Genomic DNA, 17,592 nt, shown 5'->3' on the forward strand with positions numbered 1-17,592 from the left:
GCCAAAGCCCCGCCTTGGCTAAGGTGAGGAAAACAGGAGGGAAACCATGAAAGCATTGTTTTGGGCCTGGCTGGCCCTGCTGCCGGGACTGGCCCAGGCCATCACCACCGAGCAGGCTGAGGTAGAGGTACAGACCCTGGTTGAGGGCCTGGACCACCCCTGGGGCCTGGCCTTTATGCCGGACGGGCGCATGCTGGTTACCGAGCGCAGCGGCCAGCTGCGGCTGGTGGACAAAGACGGCAAGCTGAGCGACCCCATCAAGGGCCTGCCCCGTATCGCCGTGGCTGGCCAAGGAGGCCTGTTGGACGTGGCCTGGTATCAGGGCCAGGTCTATTTCAGTTATGCCGAGCCTGGTCCCAGGGCCGGCACCAACTCTACCGCCGTAGCCAGGGCCAGGCTGGAGGGGGACCGGCTCACCGGTCTTGAGGTGATCTTCCGCCAGGCTCCCAAGTACGGGTCCAACGCCCATTTCGGCTCAAGGCTGGCCTTCGCCCCGGACGGCAACCTCTTTATTACCTTGGGTGAGCGCTACAGCGCCAGGGACGACGCCCAGCGCCTGGACAACCACCATGGCAAGGTGGTGCGCATTGCCCCCGACGGCAGCGTTCCCAAAGACAACCCCTTTGTGGGCAAGGCTGGGGCTTTGCCGGAGATCTGGTCTTATGGCCACCGCAACATGCAGGGGGCGACCATCCACCCGCAAACCGGCGCCCTTTGGACCCACGAACACGGCCCCCAGGGAGGCGACGAGGTCAACCTGGACCAAGGGGGGAACAACTACGGCTGGCCTGTGGTGACCTTCGGTGAGGAATACGGCGGCGGCAAAATCGGCCAAGGCCAGCATCAGGACGGCATGACCGACCCCTTACATGTCTGGGTGCCGTCTATCGCCCCTTCCGGCATGGCGTTCTACACCGGCGACAAGTTCCCCCAATGGCGGGGTGACCTCTTTATCGGCTCCCTCAAGTTCATGCAACTGGTGCGCCTGGAGTTGGACGGCACCCAGGTGGTGGGAGAAGAGCGGATGCTGATGGTGCCCATAGGCCAGCGCATTCGCGACGTGGTGCAGGGGCCGGATGGCTACCTCTATCTGGTCACCGACCACAGCAACGGCCGCATCCTGCGCATAAAACCGGCGAACGAGGCCTGATCCGCTGACGGCTTACTGAATAAAATCAACACTTTCTTTGTCAGGTCCGGGGGCTGTTTGTCAGGCTGAAAACAGGCGGCCCAGGGCCGCCCGGCCGGACAAAGGAGGACCCCGTGACAGCCGTGCAACCTGGCAAACCAGTGATCCTGATCCCCGCCTATCAACCGGACCAGACCCTCTACCAACTGGTGCTGACCTTAAGGGGGCGGGGGCCCCGCTACCCGGTGTTGGTGGTCAACGACGGCTCCAACCCCAACCTCAAACCCCTGTTTGACGCCCTGGCCGAGATCCGGGGGGTGACGGTGCTGCACCACAGCCGCAACCAGGGCAAGGGGGCGGCCCTGAAGACCGGTATGGCCTGGGTGGAAGAACACCTGGCAGAGGCCTGCCCCGGTATTGTCACCGCCGACGCCGACGGCCAGCACCTGCCCAAGGACATCCTGGCCCTGGCCCAGCGGCTGGAAGCCTACCCCAACAAACTGTGGCTGGGGGTCAGGGCCTTTGAGGAAGGAACGGTCCCCCTGCGCTCGCGCTTTGGCAACAAACTGACCCTCAAGGTGTTCGCCCTGGCCACCGGCCAGCAGCTGACCGACACCCAGACCGGCTTGCGGGCCATCCCCTACCGCTACCTGGCAGCCCTGACGGCGTTGCCGGCCAAGGGCTACGAGTTCGAACTGGACATGCTGCTGGGTGCAAAGGACCAGGGCCTGGCCATAGGGGAGCTGGCCATCACCACCGTCTATGAACCCGGCAACCCCAGCAGCCATTTTCGCCCGCTCTGGGATTCCCTGCGGATCTACAGCCGCTTCCTGCGCTTTGCCGGTGTGGGCCTGGCCTCGGCTGGCCTGGATTACCTGCTTTTCAGTGCCCTTTACCTGGTCAGCGGTGAGATCTTGCTGGCCTTGATACTGGCCCGGCTGTTCTCGGCGCTTTTCAACTTCGGCGCCAACCGCTTCTGGGTTTTTCAAAGCCGGGGCAGCCTGGCCAGGGAAGCGGGCCGCTACGGCGCCCTGGCCCTGGCCCTGGTGGCCTTGAGCTACGCCCTCACCAAGGGGCTCTATGGCCTGGGCCTGTCGCCCTTCCTGGGTAAACCCCTGGCAGACGCGGTGATACTGGCGGTGAGCTTCCTGGCCCAGCGCTACCTGGTATTTGGCCGGGAAAAAGAGGCATGATGGGCTGACACCATTGCCGACAGGGACGGTTCCATGAGCCTGAGTTGCCTGCTGATCCTGGCTGCCGCCAGCCAGGAGCCGGAGCATATCGAAGTGCTGGGGAGCCGCCTGGGAGCGGCGCCCCCTTCCACCGCCAATGCCAGCCCAGCCCCTGGGCCCTGGCTCGACAACGGCGATTGGCTCAAGGGTATGCCGGGCCTGCAGGTGGACAGCCGCGCCAACCTGGCCCAGGACACCCGCCTGGTGGTGCGGGGCTTTGGCGCCCGCTCCAGCTTTGGGGTCAGGGGGCTGCGCCTGGAGCTGGACGGTATTCCCCTGTCCAGCGCCGACGGCCAAGGCCAGCTGTCGGCCCTACAGACTTCTGCGGTTGCCGAAGCCAGCCTGATCAAAGGGCCCCTGGCGGCCCTGTATGGCAATGCCAGCGGCGGGGTACTGCGTTTTCGCAGCCAGCAGGTGGCAGAAAATGGTGCCAGCCTGTCGGCCATGGCCGGCGATGACGGCCAGCGCCGCCTGGGTGCCAGCGGTCAGTGGCATGGCAAAGACAGCTGGCTGCGCCTGGATGGCCAGCATCTGGCGCTGGATGGCTTTCGCCCCCACGGCCAGGCCAGCCGCAACCAGTGGCGCCTGGCCGGCGGCAGCGGCGATTTCTGGGCCTTCAGCCAACAGAGTGTCGAGCCGCGCCTGGAAGATCCCCAATCCCTGACCCTGGCCCAATGGCAGGCCGACCCAAAACAGGGCAGCGCCGCCGCCTTGCGCTTCGATACCCACAAAAGTGTTCGTGACCGCCTCAGCGGCCTTGGCTGGCAAGGGGGGGATTGGGCAGCATCGGCCTGGTTGGGGCGGCGCCAGGTGGTGCAGTACCTGCCCTTTGTGGGGGACAGCAGCGCCGGTGGCATTGTCGATTTGGACCGGCAAAGCCAGGGCGTCCGCCTGGAATGGCGCCCCCAGTGGCAGGGCCTGGCCTGGACCCTGGGCAGCGAGTACCAGCGCCAGCAAGATGATCGCCTGGGCTTTGCCAACCGTTTTGGCCAGCAAGGGGAGCTGCGCCGGGACGACACCGGTACGGTGCGCAGCCTGGACAACTACCTGATTGCCGAGGCCGGGGGCCTGACTGCCGGCCTTCGCCACAGCCAGAGCCGGGTCCAGGTGGCGGATCGTTTTGGCAGCGATGACAGCGGTGCGGGGCGTTTCGGGCAATGGGCCTGGGCCCTGGGTTACCGCCAGCCCCTGGCCGAAGGGCTGGACGGCTTTGTCAGCCTGGGCCAGGGCTTTGAAACCCCCACCCTGACTGAGATGGCTTATTCCCTGGACGGGGGCGGCTTTAACCGGGACCTGGACAGCAGCCGCCACCGCCAAGGCGAGCTGGGCCTTGCCTATGAGGGTGGGCCCTGGCGGGGCACCCTGACCGCCTTTGCCATCGACAGCCGCCGCGAACTGGTGGTGGTGCAAAGCGACAATGGCCGCACCGTCTACGGCAACGGCCAGGACAGCCGCCGCCGGGGCCTGGAAGGGGCCCTTTCCCGCCAATGGGGGGATTGGCAATGGTCAATGGCCGCCACTTGGCTCGATGCCCGTTTCGACGACGGCCGCCGGGTCGCCGGGGTGGCCAGGTTGGACATGCGCCAATCCCTGCGTTGGCAACTGGACGGGCAACAGGCCCTGGTGCTGGCTTGGCAGCACCGCAGCCGTACCCCGGCCAACGACGACAACAGCCAATACGTACCGGGGGGCAATCGCTGGGATCTGGGCTGGCAGGGGCAATGGGGGCCGGTGCAGCTTTGGGCCAGGCTGGACAACCTTTTGGATAAGGACCTGGCCGGGGCCGTGGTGGTCAACCAAAGCGCCGGGCGCTATGTGGAGCCCTTGCCGGGGCGGCAGGGCTCAGTGGGTTTTGGTTGGGCCTTTTAGGCGGCGTACCCAGAGTTTAAAGCGGGTCCAGCGGGGCAGGGGCTCGGCCTGGTCGCGCAGCTGATGCAGCACCTGGCTCAGGAACTGGAGTTCCAGTTGCTCCCGGCTCAAGTCGGTGTTTGGCTTCTCCCCTTCGCCGGGGACAGTGCTTGAAGTGCTCATCAGTGATGTCATCGCCATGTTCTCAGCTCCCTGCCGTGATGTGGTCTTCCTAGTTAGCCCCGATCACAACAGGGCCACCTTTCACTATGGCCTGCTGATAATGCGGGTTCTGGCGACAGCGTTCAATAAAAGCTTGAATATTGCGGTATTGATTTATTTCGATCCGGGTGCTGGCGGCTTCAAGGGGGAAGCTCATCTGGATGTCGGCGGCGGAAAAATCCCCGGCAAACCAGGTGTTGTCGGCCAGGTAACCGTCTATGTAGGCCAGGTGGGTATGGAGCTGGGGCGCCAGGAATTTTTGCTGCACTTTGGCCATAAGGCCCTTGGCGATGGGGCGGATGAAAAAGGGCATGGGGCCCTTGGGGATCCTGGCAAAGACCAGCTTCATCAGCAGCAGCGGCATCAGGGAGCCTTCGGCATAGTGCAGCCAGTAACGGTAATCCAGCAGGGCCTGGCCCTGGGTGGGGCGCAGTTGGCCTTGGCCGTAGTTATCCAGCAGGTATTCGATGATGGCGGCGGACTCGGCCACCAGGGTATCGCCGTCGGTCAGCACCGGCGACTTGCCCAGGGGATGTACCGCCTTGAGTTCGGCCGGGGCCTGGTAGGTCTTGGGGTCGCGCCGGTAGGTTTTCAGCTCATAGGGTAGGGCCAGGGCTTCGAGCAGCCACAAGACCCGGGTGGAGCGGGACAGTTCCAGGTGGTGAAGGGTTAGCATGGAGACTCCTATTTTGACCCTAGGCCTACGGTCCAACCGCCAATAGGGATCGCCAGTAGTGACATTTATGCCAGCCTGCCCGTCCTACGTCTGTATAAATTGGTGACAGCCTCTGAGCAGCCCAGCCCCAAGAATCTGCAGTGCAATAGGCTTCAGGACGCTTCCAACAGGAAATCCACAAAGGCGCTGTTAGCCCGGGACAGGTAGCTGTCCTTGCGCCAGGCAATGGACAGCTGTAGCCACAACGGGTCCTTGAAGGGCACCGACACCAGCTCGGGTTCGTCCGCCACCGCCATGCGCAGCAGGGTGGATATGCCAAAGCCCTGGCGCACTATGGATTTGATCAGGGGGATGAGGTTGGTCTGGAAGACGATATTGGGCCGCCGTCCGGCCTCTTTGGCCAGGCGGTCCACTATCTTGCGGTGAAAATAGCCTTCCTGGAACATCACCAGCTCCTGGTCGAAAAAGGCCTGGGTGTCCACGGCGGCCAGGGCAGCAAAGGGGTGATCCTTGGCTACCGTCACCAGCATTTCCTCGGTGAGAAACACCCTGGCCTCCAGTTCCGGGGGCAAGAACTCCGAGACGATCACCGCCAGGTCCAACTCCCCGGCTTCCAGCATCTGGCGCAGCTGCCAGGTGCCCCCTTCAATCACCGACAGGTTGAGGTTGGGGTAGCGGTTGCGAAAGGCCATCAGGATAGGCGGGAAATAGTAAGACCCCAGCATGGACGGAATACCCACCCGCACCTCCCCGGTGCTAAGCCCCTTGAGCTCTTCCATCTCCAGCTCGGCGTCGCTCAGGGCCTTTAAAATACGCTCGGCATGGGGCAGCAGCCGGCGGCCTTCATCGGTGAGGTTGACCCTGCGGTCCTGGCGGTGAAACAGGCTCAGGGCCAGGCTGTCTTCGAGTTTGCGCACCGCCATGCTCACCGCCGGCTGGGCCACCCCCAGCAGCTGGGCGGCCTGGGTGAAGCTGCCCAGCCGGGCCACCTGGTAGAAATAGCGCAGGGCTTTGATATCCATGTTTATCCTCGATAAAGCGCCGCTCCGGGTCGGCCGGGGCACTGGCATAAAGGTGCGGCAACCGGGCACCGCCAACCCAGCCCAGACGACCACTCAGGTATTTCCTTCGCTTTTTGCCGCCCTGGCCCATGATAAAAGAGGGACCGCTGCCAATGTAGTGCCGTAATGCCCCGCTTCGGGTGGTAGCAACGGCTTACTTCGCGGCAGCTTCTAAGCTGAGCAATAGTGACAACAACAGGGCCATAGGCCCCCAGAAAAGAAGATCGCAACCATGCCCATGAAAAGATCCCTGGTCGCTGCCTCTGCCTTGTGGCTGCTGACCGGTTATGCAGCCCAAGCCGCCGATTTTGCCAAAGACAACTACCTCTTTGGGGACTGGGGCGGCACCCGCACTAAATTGCATGATGAGGGCATCGACGTCAGCTTGAGCTACGGCTTTCAAACCGGTGGCAACCTCAGCGGCGGCCAGCGCCACGCTACCAGCTATGCCGACCAAACGGTACTGGCCCTGGACTATGACCTGGACAAGTTGCTGGGCCTGTCCGGCGGCAGCTTCCGCTTCTCCCTGACCAACAGGGGCGGCCAGGCGCAGAACATCAACAACAAAGCCGAAATCGGCCAGCTGATGCAGTCACTGGAAGTCTACGGCCGTGGCCGCGTAACCCGTATCTCCGAATTTTACTACCAGCAGGACCTGCTGGACGGCGACCTGCGCCTGAAGCTGGGCCGCATGAATGTGGGCGCCGAATTCGGCAGCTTCCAGTGCGAGTTTGCCTACCTGGGTTTCTGCGGTTCCCAGCCCGGTAACTTCAACAGCACCATCTACAACTGGCCCATCAGCCAGTGGGCCGCCGTGGCCAGGTACAACCTCAATGAGGAGTGGTACCTCAAGGGCGGTGTTTACCAGATGAATCCCAGCTGGCTGGAAAACGAGCAGCGCCTCAACTTCGGCAACCCTCACGGCACCGTCGGCATGACGCTGCCTGTGGAGTTGGGCTGGACCCCCAAGCTCAACGGCCTGGACGGTACCTATAAGCTGGGTTACTGGTACGACACTGCCGGTGGCAACGACCTTTATTTCAACAGCGACGACGGCGTGCTGCTGGTGGACGGCGGTACCCCACGCCAAAAAGATCACAAAGGCGGCGCCTACTTGGTGGCCGAGCAGCAGCTGACCTCAGTGGGCGGTGATAGCAGCCGTGGCCTGAGCCTTTTTGCCACCGCCACCTTCAACGACCGTGACCTGACCACAGTTGACCGCTCACTGGCCCTCGGCCTGACCTACAAGGGCCCCTTCGCGGCCCGTGCCCAGGACCAATGGGGCCTGGCGGTCAAGTACCTGCATGTGAGCGATCGCCTTAGCGATGGCCAGCGCGCCCTGGCCCTGGCTCTGAACAGCGAGGTACCGGTGCAGGACAGCGAAACTGTGGTAGCCAGCTACTACAAGTTCCAGGTCACCCCCTACCTGGCGGTGCGCCCCGAACTGCAATACATCCACAACCCCGGCGGTTTGAGTGAAAACGACAACGCCTGGGTGGCGGTCCTTAAAGGTGACATCGCCTTCTGATAAAAAGCCGGGCTTAGCCCGGCTTTTTCATGCCCCAAGCTAGGCCGATTAGGGCGGCCAGGGCCACCAGGTTCAGGTGCAGGCTCTGGGTCAGCCCCGGTTCGGCCAGCAACAGCCAGTCCGGCTCCAGGGCGAAGCGCAGGCCACTGCCGCTAAAGCTGCCATACCACTGATACCAGAGATCCAGGGTCAACAGCCCCTGGTAGTGGTATTGCCAGCCGCCGAGGCTATCCCCAAGGGCCAAGCCCGGCACTTGCAGAGCCAGGTTCAGGGCCGACCACCACAGGCCCCGGCCTTTGAGGAGCCAGGCTCCGGCCAGCAGGTTGACAAGGGCCGCCAGCAGCCAGGGGGCCAGCAAGGTCAGATCCGGTGCCTGGTCCTGCCAGAGGCCGAGGGGAATAAGGGCCACAAAGGCCAGGGCGGTGAAGATCTGGTAGAGGGCAACCAGGTGATGGGCTCGGTTCATGAGAAGGGCTTGGGCTAAAAGGGTCAGTCTAGGGCCTGGGGCGGCCCTGCCAAGGGGAAAAAGGTTACAAAGCGTATTTGGCCTTGAAGGCGTCCCGCTCTTTTTTCTTTAACCCCGCCACTACCAGGGCAAAGGAGGCGTCCACCTGTTGCTGCAGCTCCCCCTGGGGCAGGCTGCCGTCCAGCAGCACCGTGTTCCAGTGCAATTTATTCATGTGGTAGGCCGGTTTGACGGCGCTGAAGATGTCCCTAAGAGCCATGGCCTGGTGCGGGTCGCATTTGAGGTTGACCGCCTCGCCGCCCAGGAAATGGCCGGTCAGGGCGAACATCTTGCCCCGCACCTTATAGACGGCGATCTCCGGGCCGAAGGGGAAGTCTTCCACCGCTTCGGGTTTACTGAGCAGGTACTGGCGAAGGGCTTTGCTATCCATGGGCCTTATCCTTGACTGGCAAGGCCCCATCTTAGCGGGGGCCTTGCCGGGATAACAGCCGTCAGGGCAGGGTGCGGCTGGTGGGGGGGTAACAGAGGCCGGCGTCGGCGCAGCCCCTGAACCGCACCTTCAGCTGCTGGCCCTGGGCCAGGGGCACCTTCAGGCGCAGCTGCTGGCGGTAGATGCGGCTGGTGCCGAAGTAGGGATCCTGGTGGCTGATGGCCTTGGGATAGCTGATGGGCAGCGGCTTGCCGCCGGCGCTCAGTTGCAGCTGGTCCTGGTAGAGGTAGTAGCCGTCGGCGATTTTCCAGGTCACCACCAGTTGGTCACCGTCGCGCTGGCTGCTCAGGGTAAAGGCCTTGTCCACCGGCAAAAAGGCCGGCTTGGTGGCGCTGAGCTGCTTGACCAGGGCGGCCTGGTCGTCAAAGTCGGTGATCCGGGCCAGCACCTGGCCGTCCTTGACCCATAGCAGGGTGGGGATGTCGCGGATGGCAAAGTGGTTGAACAGCAGACCCAGTTCATCGATCTGGATCGGCTGGCGCAGCTGGAATTTTTCCCGGAATTCGTCCACGGCGGCCTGATCGGTCCACAGGTGGTTGACCAGGATTTGCCAGGGGCGGTTGGGCAGGGCGGCGGTCAGGTCGTTGAGCCCTTTTTGCACCTTGGTGCAGCGCTGGGCCATGGCCGGGCGGGTGTCTGCCAGGTACCAGTCACACCAGGTGGCGGTGAAGAACAGCAGTTTTTCCCCTTGCAGCCAGGGCGCCAGCTGCTGGTTGGCCTGGGTGTCGTCAAGGCCGGTGGAAGCCAGGGGCGGCTGGGCCTTGCCTTCGGCCAGCAGTTCCAGCTGGCGGTCCAGCTCGGCGTCCGCCTCATGGGTGGTGTAGACCACCTGGCCCTGGGCATTGATCAGCACGTGGTAGGGAGTGCCTACCAGGCCAAGGGCAACCCCGAGGGCCCCTTCGTTGTCCAGCCAGATGGGGATATGCAGGCCGTAGTGCTCCACCACCTTATCGATGGCTTCCTTGGACTCGTTGATGTTGATGTTCAGGGCCAGCACGTTGACCTTGTCCTTGTAGCGCTGGTAGGCGTGCTCGAAGTGGGGCATCTGCTCCATGCAGGGCTTGCACCAGCTGGCCCAGAATTTCAGGTAGATGGGCTTGCCTTGGGGCAGGCTGGCCAGGGTCACGGGGGCCTGGTCGGTGAAGCGTTTGAGGGGGATATGCTGGTAAGCATTGTCCTGCGCCAGGGCTGCTGCACTGCACAGCAGGCAGAGGGCGGTCAGGAGGCGTTGCCAAATTACCATGGGAGTGGCCTCGTTTCAGTTTGGGATAGCCTAAGGATCGCACTAATATTGGTACCCTGAGAGTGCCAATACTGAGCAAAGTCATGGATCCAATTTTCGGCCTGCAATTGCGGGTGGACCGCCAGGGGCAAGAACCGCTGCGGGTGCAGCTGCAACGCCAGCTCAGCCACGCCATCTTCGAGGGTCGCCTCAAGGCCGGCACCCTGCTGCCCCCCAGCCGCCAGTTGGCGGCGCTGTTGGGGGTGTCGCGCAATACCGTGATGCAGGTCTACGAGCAGTTGGCCAGTGAGGGACTGCTGCTCAGCAAGCCCGGCAGCGGTACCGAGGTCCGGGACTTGGCCCTGCCCGCCAGCCAGGAACCGGGACGCCCCGACGCCGGCCGTTGGCTCAAGGGCCTGTGGCATGATCTGACCCTGTTTGCGCCCCCCGAGCGGGCCCTTCCCTACGATTTTGCCCTGGGGGCGGCGGATCTGTCCCTGTTTCCCTTCGACCACTGGCGCCGGTGCCAGGTCAGGGCCCTGCGCCAATTCGAAACCCAGGGCCTGGACATGGACTGGGCCGGCTACCCGCCCCTGAGGGCCCTAATTGCCTCTTTCGTGTCCCAGTCCAGGGCGGTGTCCTGCAACCCGGGCCAGGTGCTGGTGTGCAGCGGCGCCCAGCAGGGCTTTAGCCTGATTGGCTCTGCCCTTATCGAACCGGGCAAGACCCTGGTGGCCATGGAGTCTCCCGGTTACCCCATGGCCCGCCGTGCCTTCTTGGCGGCCGGGGCCAGGGTGGTGGAGGTGCCGGTGGACGCGGAAGGGCTGATGGTGGACGCCCTGCCCGGCGGGGTGGACCTGGTCTACGTGACCCCGTCCCACCAGTTCCCCACTACGGTGGCCATGTCGGCCAGCCGGCGCCTGGCTTTGCTGCAACAGGCCAGGGCCCGGGACTTTTTGATCATCGAAGACGACTACGACGCCGAGTTCCAGCTGGGGGGCCAGCCCATCGACGCCTTGCAGACCCTGGATAAGGACGGCCGGGTGCTGTACGTGGGCACCTTTTCCAAATGCATGTTCGGGGACTTGCGCCTGGGCTTTGTGATAGTGCCGGACTGGCTGGTCCAGCCCCTGGTACTGGCCCGCCAGGCGGCGGATCTGCACAGCCCGCTGGTAGCCCAGGCCGCCCTGGCCGAATTTATCCGCCAGGGGGCCCTTAGGCGCCACGTCAGGGCCATGGGCAAGCAGTACCGGGCCAAGCACCAGGAGGTGTGCCAGGCCCTGGCCGGTTGCCCCTGGCTGGTCCCGGTGCCGCTGCTGGCCGGGGTCCATATGGCGCTGCTGGCCGATGAGGCGCTGGATCTAGAGGCATTGGTGATCCGGGCCAGGGCGCTGGGGGTCAATGTCAGCCACAGCGGCCCCTTCGGCCTGGCGGCCGGTACCCGGCCCCGGCATTTGCTGCTGGGGCTGGGGCCCATAGCACTAGAGGACATAGCCCCGGCCATGGCCAGGCTCAACGCCGCCGTAGCCGAGCAAATCAAGGCATAAAAAACGGGCCCAAGGCCCGTTCTTTTCAGCCCTTAAGGGCGAAGAAGCTGCCGTAGGGGGGCAGGGCCAGGCTGCCGCCTTGGAGGCTGCCTGCCACCAGGCCGTGGCCGTCCAGGGCTTGCCAGTGGCCGTCCAGAGCCAGGGTGTGGTCTTTTCCGGACAGGTTGAAGGCCACCAGCAGGGTCTGGCCCTGCCATTGGCGCTCAAAGGCCAGCACCGGCTCGGCGGTATCCCAGAACTGGATGCTGCCCTGTACCAGGGCCTCGAACTGCTTGCGCCAGGCCAGGAAGCGGCGAAAGCCGTTGAGGATGGAATCGCTGTCCTGGTCCTGGTGGGCCACCGCCTTTTGCTTGTGGCTGTCCGGTACCGGCAGCCAGGGCTTGGCACTGCTGAAGCCGCCGTGTTCGCCGTCGGTCCAGGGCATGGGGGTGCGGCAGCCGTCGCGGCCTTTGAATTCGGGCCAGAAGGTCTTGCCGTAGGGGTCTTGCAGGTCGTCGAAGGCCACCTGGGCTTCGTCCAGGCCCAGCTCTTCACCTTGGTAGATGCAGACCGAGCCGCGCAGGGAGCAGACCATGGCGCTGAGCATCTTGGCCATGTGGGCCGGCGGCGCTTCACCGCCCCAGCGGCTGATGGCCCGGGGCACATCATGGTTGGAGATGGCCCAGCAGGGCCAGCCCACCGTCATCTTGGCTTCCAGGTTCTGCACCGTGGTGCGGATATAGGCGGCCGAGAAGTCGTTGACCAGCAGCTCGAAGCTGTAGCCCATGTGCAGGCGGCCCACTTCGGTGTATTCGGCGGTGGTGGCCAGGGAGTCTTCCGAGGAGATCTCACCCAGGGTGGTGGCGCCGGGGTAGTTGTCCACCAGGGCCCGTAGCTCTTCCAGGAAGGGCAGGTTCTCTGGCCTGGTGTTGTTGTAATAGTGGTACTGGAAGGCGTAGGGGTTGTCGGCACTGAAGCCACGCCCCAGGCGCTTTTCCTTGGGTTTGGCCGGGTTGTCCCGCAGCGCCTGGTCGTGGAAGCAGAAATTGATGGCGTCCAGGCGGAAGCCGTCCACGCCCTTGTCCAGCCAGAACTTAACGTTGTCCAAAGTGGCCTGTTGCACCGCCGGGTTATGGAAGTTCAGGTCCGGCTGGGACGACAAAAAGTTGTGCAGGTAGTACTGGCCGCGGCGCGGTTCCCATTGCCAGGCCACGCCGCCGAACAGGCTCATCCAGTTGTTGGGGGGGGTGCCATCTTCCTGGGCGTCGGCCCAGACATACCAGTCGGCCTTGGGGTTGTCGCGGCTTTCGCGGCTTTCCTTGAACCAGTCGTGGTCTACCGAGGTGTGGGACAGCACCTGGTCAATCATCACCTTGATGCCGCGCTCGTGGGCACCGGCCAGTAGCCGGTCGAAGTCGGCCAGCTGCCCGAACAGCGGGTCCACGTCCCGGTAGTCGGCGATGTCGTAACCGAAGTCGGCCATGGGGGATTTGAAGAAGGGGGAAACCCAGATGGCATCCACCCCCAGGGACTGGATATAGTCCAGGCGGTCGATGATGCCGGGCAGATCCCCCACGCCGTCACCGTTGGTGTCGCTGAAACTGCGGGGATAAATCTGGTAAATGACGGCGCCGCGCCACCAAGGTGCTTGACTCATAGCTACCCCAATCTGCTGTTTGGAAAGGGGACAGGCCCCTTGTTTGCCGTGCAGCTTAAGACAGGGGCCTTCGGGGCGACAACCGGCTGCATACGTATGCAGGGTAAAAAGGTTGACCTAAACGTCAAGCGGTTAGGCTGGGGCTAAGGTGCTGGCCAGGGCTGATTTTTCCTGGCCTTGGCCGGTTTTGGCGGCCCGAGGGCGGGGATGAATACGTATGCATGGCGTTGTCCGCCACCCTGGCTCGGGTGAACATGGCGTCTACGTAAAGGTAAGGTTACTTGCCTTGGGCCGGTCGGGGAGCCAACAGCCCCGAGCAGGGCGCCGCCGGCGCCCCAACGAGGAATACACCGCATGACCACAAAACCGCAGCTTTCCTTCTGGCAGATCTGGAACATGTGTTTCGGTTTCCTGGGGATCCAGTTTGGCTTTGCCCTGCAAAACGCCAACGTCAGCCGTATCTTCCAGACCCTGGGGGCCTCGGTGGACGACATCCCCATCCTCTGGATAGCCGCCCCTTTGACCGGCCTGCTGGTGCAGCCTGTGGTGGGTTACCTGAGTGACCGCACCTGGACCCGCCTGGGCCGGCGCCGCCCCTATTTCCTGGTGGGCGCGGTGCTCACCACCCTGGCCCTGTTTGCCATGCCCAACTCCCCGAGCCTGTGGATAGCGGCGGGGCTGCTGTGGATCATGGACGCCTCCATCAATATTTCCATGGAACCCTTCCGGGCCTTCGTGGGTGACCAGCTGCCCCCCAAGCAGCGGCCCCTGGGTTACACCCTGCAAAGCTTCTTTATCGGCATCGGCGCCGTGGTGGCGTCCATGCTGCCCTGGATCCTCGCCAAATGCGGGGTCAGTAACGTGGCCGAGGCTGGCGCCATTCCCGACACCGTCAAATACGCCTTCTACTTTGGCGGCCTGGTATTGTTCCTGGCGGTGGGCTGGACTGTGGTGTCCACCCGCGAATACGCCCCCGACACCCTGCACGGCTTTGACGGCGCCAAAACCGCCCACAGCCAAACCCTGGCACCGGCCCAGGCCAGGCGCAGCGGCGGCAAGTGGTTGCTGGCGGCCCTGGTTTTGGGTGGCGTGGTGGCCTATTGGCAGCTGGAAAAGGAGCTGTACCTGCTGGCCGGTGGCCTGGCGGTTTACGGCCTGGCGCTGCTGGGGCTGTCCTGGCACCAGGGCCAGGGCATGTTCAGCACCATCATGACCGACCTCTACACCATGCCCCCGGCCATGGGCCGCCTGGCCTGGGTGCAGTTTTTCTCCTGGTTTGCCCTCTTTGCCATGTGGATCTACACCACCTCGGCGGTGACCCAGATCCATTTCGGCGCCACCGACAGCCAGTCCGCCGCCTATAACGACGGCGCCAACTGGGTCGGGGTGCTTTTTGCCGCCTATAACGGCTTTGCCGCCCTGGCTGCCCTGGTGATCCCGTTGATGGTCAGGGCCTGGGGCCTGCGCATCGCCCACCTGATCAACGTCTGCCTGGGGGGCGCCGGCCTGGTGTCCATCGCCCTTATCAAGGATCCGGACTGGCTGCTGCTGTCCATGGTGGGGGTGGGCTTTGCCTGGGCTTCCATCCTGTCCCTGCCCTATGCCCTGCTGTCGGACCGCCTGCCGGCCGACAAAATGGGTATCTACATGGGCATCTTCAACTTCTTTATCGTGATCCCCCAACTGCTGGCGGCCAGCGTGCTGGGCTTTATGCTCAAGAGTTTCTTTGGCAACCAGCCGGTGTACGCCCTGGTAATAGGGGGCGTGAGCCTGGTGGTGGCTGGGCTTTGCGTACTTAGGGTGCAGGAAAACGGCGACCAGGCCATGGCGGCCCTGGCCCCAAGCAAATAAGGAGCGGCCCATGAAACCCTGGCTTCCCGGCCTTTTGGCCCTGGCCAGCTGCCAGGCCCTGGCGGCGGACTACTACGGCACCACCGAGCCCTTTGCCAAGAGCCCCATTTATTTCGTGATGACGGACCGCTTCGTCAACGGCGATACCGGCAACGACCACCGCCACCAGGGCGGGGAGCACCCCACCTTTGATATCCCGGTGCCAGGCCCCGGCGGCCAGAGCGCCAACATCGGCTACCTGGGGGGGGATTTCAAAGGCATCCTCAACAACGCCGACTACATCCAGGGCATGGGCTTTGGGGCGGTGTGGATAACCCCCATAGTGGACAACCCGGACCAGGCCTTTACCGGCGGCAGCCCGGTCAGCTGGGGCAGTGCCTTTACCGACCAGGGCAAGACCGGCTACCACGGCTATTGGGGGGTGAACTTCTACCGGGTGGACGAGCACCTAGAAAGCCCGGGCCTGTCCTTTGCCCAGTTCACCGCCGCCATGAAGGTCAAGGGCCTGAAAACGGTGCTGGATATCGTGGTTAACCACGGCTCCCCGGCCTATACCATGCCGGTCAAGCAGCCCCAGTTTGGGCAAATTTTCGATAAAGACGGCAAGCTGGTGGCGGACCACCACAACCTGCCCCCGGAACAGCTGGACCCCAAAGACCCCCTGGCCGCCTTCTCCCACCGCCAGGGGGAGATGGTGCAGCTGTCGGACAACGACGACGACAGCGCCGCCGTGCTGGACTATTTCGTGGGGGCCTACGAGCAGTGGATAGAGCAGGGCGCAGACGCCTTTCGCATCGATACCATCAAGCATGTGTCCCACCGCTTCTGGCAGGCCTTTAGCCAGCGCATCCGCGCCCGCCACCCGGGCTTTTTCATGTTCGGCGAAAGCTACGACTTCGACGCCGCCAAGATAGCCCAGCACACCTGGCCGGAGAATGGCGCCATCAGCGTGCTGGACTTTCCCCTGAAGGCGGCCCTTAACCAGGTGTTTGCCGAGGGTAAGGGCTTTGAAACCCTCACCCCCGCCCTGTACCTGGAGCAGGGCCCCTACCAAAACCCCTATGAGCTGACCACCTTCTACGACAACCACGACATGCCGCGCATGGCGGCCAGCGACAACGGCTTTATTGACGCCCACAACTGGCTCTTTACCGCCAGGGGCATACCGGTAATTTACCAGGGTTCGGAACTGGGCTTTATGCGCGGCGCCGCCGAACACGCCGGTAACCGCAATTACCTGGGCCAGGCCCGTATCGACGGCGCCCCCCAAAGCCCCATCTACCGCCACCTCAAGGCGGTGGGGCAGCTGCGGGCCCGTTATGTGGCGCTGCAGCAGGGGCTGCAATTGGATCTGGCACTGGCCGGCGACCAGGCCCAGTTCCTACGGGTCTACCAAAAGGACGGGGTGCACCAGCAGGTTCTGGTGTTACTGAACAAGGGGGATAAAACTGTCGAGGCCAGCCTTGCCGGGCCCCTGCAAGCAGGCACCTGGCAGGACGCCCAGAGCGGCCAGTCCCTGGCTCTTGCCAAGGGCAGTGCGCTGGCGGTACCGGCTCACGGCCTCAGAGTGCTGGTGCTGGATCAGGCAGTGACAGACCCGGCCGTTAAGGCCGGGCTGGACGCCCTTATGGCACGGCCTGTCCGCAAGAGCGGCGAATAACCAGTTCGGCGGGGATCTTGGCGCTTTGCACCGGCAGATTGTGCAGGGTGCGCAGCAGTGATTGGACCAACAGCTCCCCGGCTCTTTTGGTATTTTGGCGCACCGTGGTCAGGGGCGGGGTGGCAAAGGCGGCCATGTGGATGTCGTCAAAGCCCACCACCGCCACCTGTTCGGGTACCTTAAAGCCTCTGTCGGTCAGGGCGCGCATGGCGCCAAGGGCGATAAGATCGCTGGCGCTGAAGACGGCGTCGAAGGACTGGCCCGCATCCAGCAGGGCGCAAACGGCTTCGTAGCCGGCCTGTTCGGTGGTGATGGCGTCCAGTTGCAGGGCCGGGTCAACCTTGAGGCCGGCCGCAGCCAGTGCGGCGCAGTAACCCTGGTAGCGCTCAAAAAACTCGGGGTAATGATTGGAAGCGTGGCCGAGAAAGGCTACCCTGCGTCGACTCAGGGCCAACAGATGCTCCACCAGGTCGCGGCCACCTTGGAAGTTGTCGCAGCCGATGGACAGGCCAGGCTGCTCCGGCAGCACGGCGCCCCAGCGCACGAAATGGGTGCCCTGGGCCACCAATTGCTCAAGCTTTGACTGGTACGCCACATAATCACCGTACCCTAATAAAATAATGCCGTCAGCCTTGTTGCTGTCTTCATAATCGGCATGCCAGTCATCGCTCAACTGCTGGAAGGACACCAGTAGGTCATAGCCCGCCTGGGCACAGGCCCGGGTGATGGACCCCAGCATGGACAGGAAAAAGGGGTTTATCAGGGAGTCATCCGGGGTGGGATCCTCGAACAGCAGCAGGGCCAGGGTGCCGGAGTGCTGGCTACGGAGGTTGGACGCATTCTTGTCCACCTTGTAGTTGAGCTCCCGTGCTATGGCCTGGATGCGATCACGGGTTTCCTTATTGACCAGGGGACTGCCGCGCAGGGCGCGGGAGACCGTGGACTGCGAAACGCCCGCTCTGTGGGCTATGTCAAAGGATGTGGCCTTGCCTTTATTGCGCATAGGGTCGGATCTTTCGCTGTC

General features: G+C 63.6%; 15 protein-coding genes. 7 read left to right on the plus strand and 8 right to left on the minus strand.

The features are described 5' to 3' along the window. Positions 1-46: 46 nt before the first annotated feature. The 3 genes from B3C1_RS03040 (at position 47) to B3C1_RS03050 (ending at position 4,230) form a co-directional block, all read left to right on the plus strand. A complete protein-coding gene (locus B3C1_RS03040; protein WP_008482827.1) occupies positions 47-1,150 on the plus strand; it encodes a PQQ-dependent sugar dehydrogenase in 1,104 nt (367 codons plus the stop codon). A 113-nt stretch (positions 1,151-1,263) separates the two neighbouring features. Then, positions 1,264-2,322, plus strand: a complete 1,059-nt coding sequence (locus tag B3C1_RS03045) for a bifunctional glycosyltransferase family 2/GtrA family protein (protein WP_008482829.1) — start codon at positions 1,264-1,266, stop codon at positions 2,320-2,322. Between the two features lie 33 nt (positions 2,323-2,355). Then, a complete protein-coding gene (locus B3C1_RS03050) occupies positions 2,356-4,230 on the plus strand; it encodes a TonB-dependent receptor domain-containing protein (RefSeq protein ID WP_008482831.1) in 1,875 nt (624 codons plus the stop codon). Here B3C1_RS03050 and B3C1_RS03055 read toward each other — a convergent pair. From B3C1_RS03055 to B3C1_RS03065, 3 genes are all read right to left on the minus strand, one after another. Further along, positions 4,204-4,410 carry a hypothetical protein gene (locus B3C1_RS03055; protein WP_156804434.1) on the minus strand — a complete coding sequence of 69 codons (207 nt, stop codon included), beginning with the start codon at positions 4,408-4,410 and terminating at the stop codon, positions 4,204-4,206. The two genes, B3C1_RS03050 and B3C1_RS03055, sit on opposite strands and share 27 nt — an antisense overlap. A gap of 31 nt (positions 4,411-4,441) precedes the next feature. Continuing rightward, a complete protein-coding gene (locus B3C1_RS03060) occupies positions 4,442-5,107 on the minus strand; it encodes a glutathione S-transferase (RefSeq protein WP_008482833.1) in 666 nt (221 codons plus the stop codon). Positions 5,108-5,259: 152 nt separating this feature from the next. Continuing rightward, a complete protein-coding gene (locus tag B3C1_RS03065) occupies positions 5,260-6,129 on the minus strand; it encodes a LysR family transcriptional regulator (protein ID WP_008482834.1) in 870 nt (289 codons plus the stop codon). A 277-nt stretch (positions 6,130-6,406) separates the two neighbouring features. On the opposite strand from B3C1_RS03065, the gene B3C1_RS03070 reads away from it, so the two are divergent. Next, on the plus strand, positions 6,407-7,696 hold the full coding sequence (locus B3C1_RS03070) for a carbohydrate porin (protein WP_035480976.1): 1,290 nt from the start codon (positions 6,407-6,409) through the stop codon (positions 7,694-7,696). Between the two features lie 13 nt (positions 7,697-7,709). On the opposite strand, the gene B3C1_RS03075 is transcribed toward B3C1_RS03070, so the two are convergent. The 3 genes from B3C1_RS03075 to B3C1_RS03085 all read right to left on the minus strand — a co-directional run bounded on the left by B3C1_RS03075 (position 7,710) and on the right by B3C1_RS03085 (position 9,895). Further along, positions 7,710-8,162, minus strand: a complete 453-nt coding sequence (locus B3C1_RS03075) for a hypothetical protein (protein WP_008482836.1) — start codon at positions 8,160-8,162, stop codon at positions 7,710-7,712. Between the two features lie 64 nt (positions 8,163-8,226). Further along, a complete protein-coding gene (locus B3C1_RS03080) occupies positions 8,227-8,592 on the minus strand; it encodes an MmcQ/YjbR family DNA-binding protein (RefSeq protein ID WP_008482837.1) in 366 nt (121 codons plus the stop codon). Positions 8,593-8,653: 61 nt separating this feature from the next. After that, the gene (locus B3C1_RS03085; protein ID WP_008482839.1) at positions 8,654-9,895 is read right to left on the minus strand and encodes a TlpA family protein disulfide reductase; all 1,242 of its coding nucleotides are present in this window, start codon (positions 9,893-9,895) and stop codon (positions 8,654-8,656) included. Positions 9,896-9,978: 83 nt separating this feature from the next. Between B3C1_RS03085 and pdxR the strand changes: the two genes are divergently transcribed. Continuing rightward, complete coding sequence (pdxR, locus tag B3C1_RS03090) at positions 9,979-11,421, plus strand: MocR-like pyridoxine biosynthesis transcription factor PdxR (RefSeq protein WP_008482841.1); 1,443 nt, start codon at positions 9,979-9,981, stop codon at positions 11,419-11,421. A gap of 25 nt (positions 11,422-11,446) precedes the next feature. Here pdxR and B3C1_RS03095 read toward each other — a convergent pair whose 3' ends face one another. Beyond that, on the minus strand, positions 11,447-13,057 hold the full coding sequence (locus B3C1_RS03095) for an alpha-glucosidase family protein (RefSeq protein WP_008482842.1): 1,611 nt from the start codon (positions 13,055-13,057) through the stop codon (positions 11,447-11,449). Between the two features lie 354 nt (positions 13,058-13,411). Here B3C1_RS03095 and B3C1_RS03100 point away from each other — a divergent pair, with 354 nt between their 5' ends. Further along, entirely contained in the window at positions 13,412-14,908 is a 1,497-nt protein-coding gene (locus B3C1_RS03100) for an MFS transporter (protein ID WP_008482843.1), read from the plus strand. 10 nt (positions 14,909-14,918) lie between these two features. Continuing rightward, positions 14,919-16,568: an alpha-amylase family glycosyl hydrolase gene (locus B3C1_RS03105; protein WP_008482844.1), complete on the plus strand. Its 1,650-nt coding sequence runs from the start codon at positions 14,919-14,921 to the stop codon at positions 16,566-16,568. Here the strand turns inward: B3C1_RS03105 and B3C1_RS03110 are convergent. Further along, positions 16,534-17,571: a LacI family DNA-binding transcriptional regulator gene (locus tag B3C1_RS03110; protein WP_008482845.1), complete on the minus strand. Its 1,038-nt coding sequence runs from the start codon at positions 17,569-17,571 to the stop codon at positions 16,534-16,536. The genes B3C1_RS03105 and B3C1_RS03110 overlap by 35 nt on opposite strands. Positions 17,572-17,592 lie beyond the last annotated feature (21 nt).

The sequence above is a fragment of the Gallaecimonas xiamenensis 3-C-1 genome (assembly GCF_000299915.1).
In the GTDB taxonomy this organism is placed as follows: domain Bacteria; phylum Pseudomonadota; class Gammaproteobacteria; order Enterobacterales; family Gallaecimonadaceae; genus Gallaecimonas; species Gallaecimonas xiamenensis.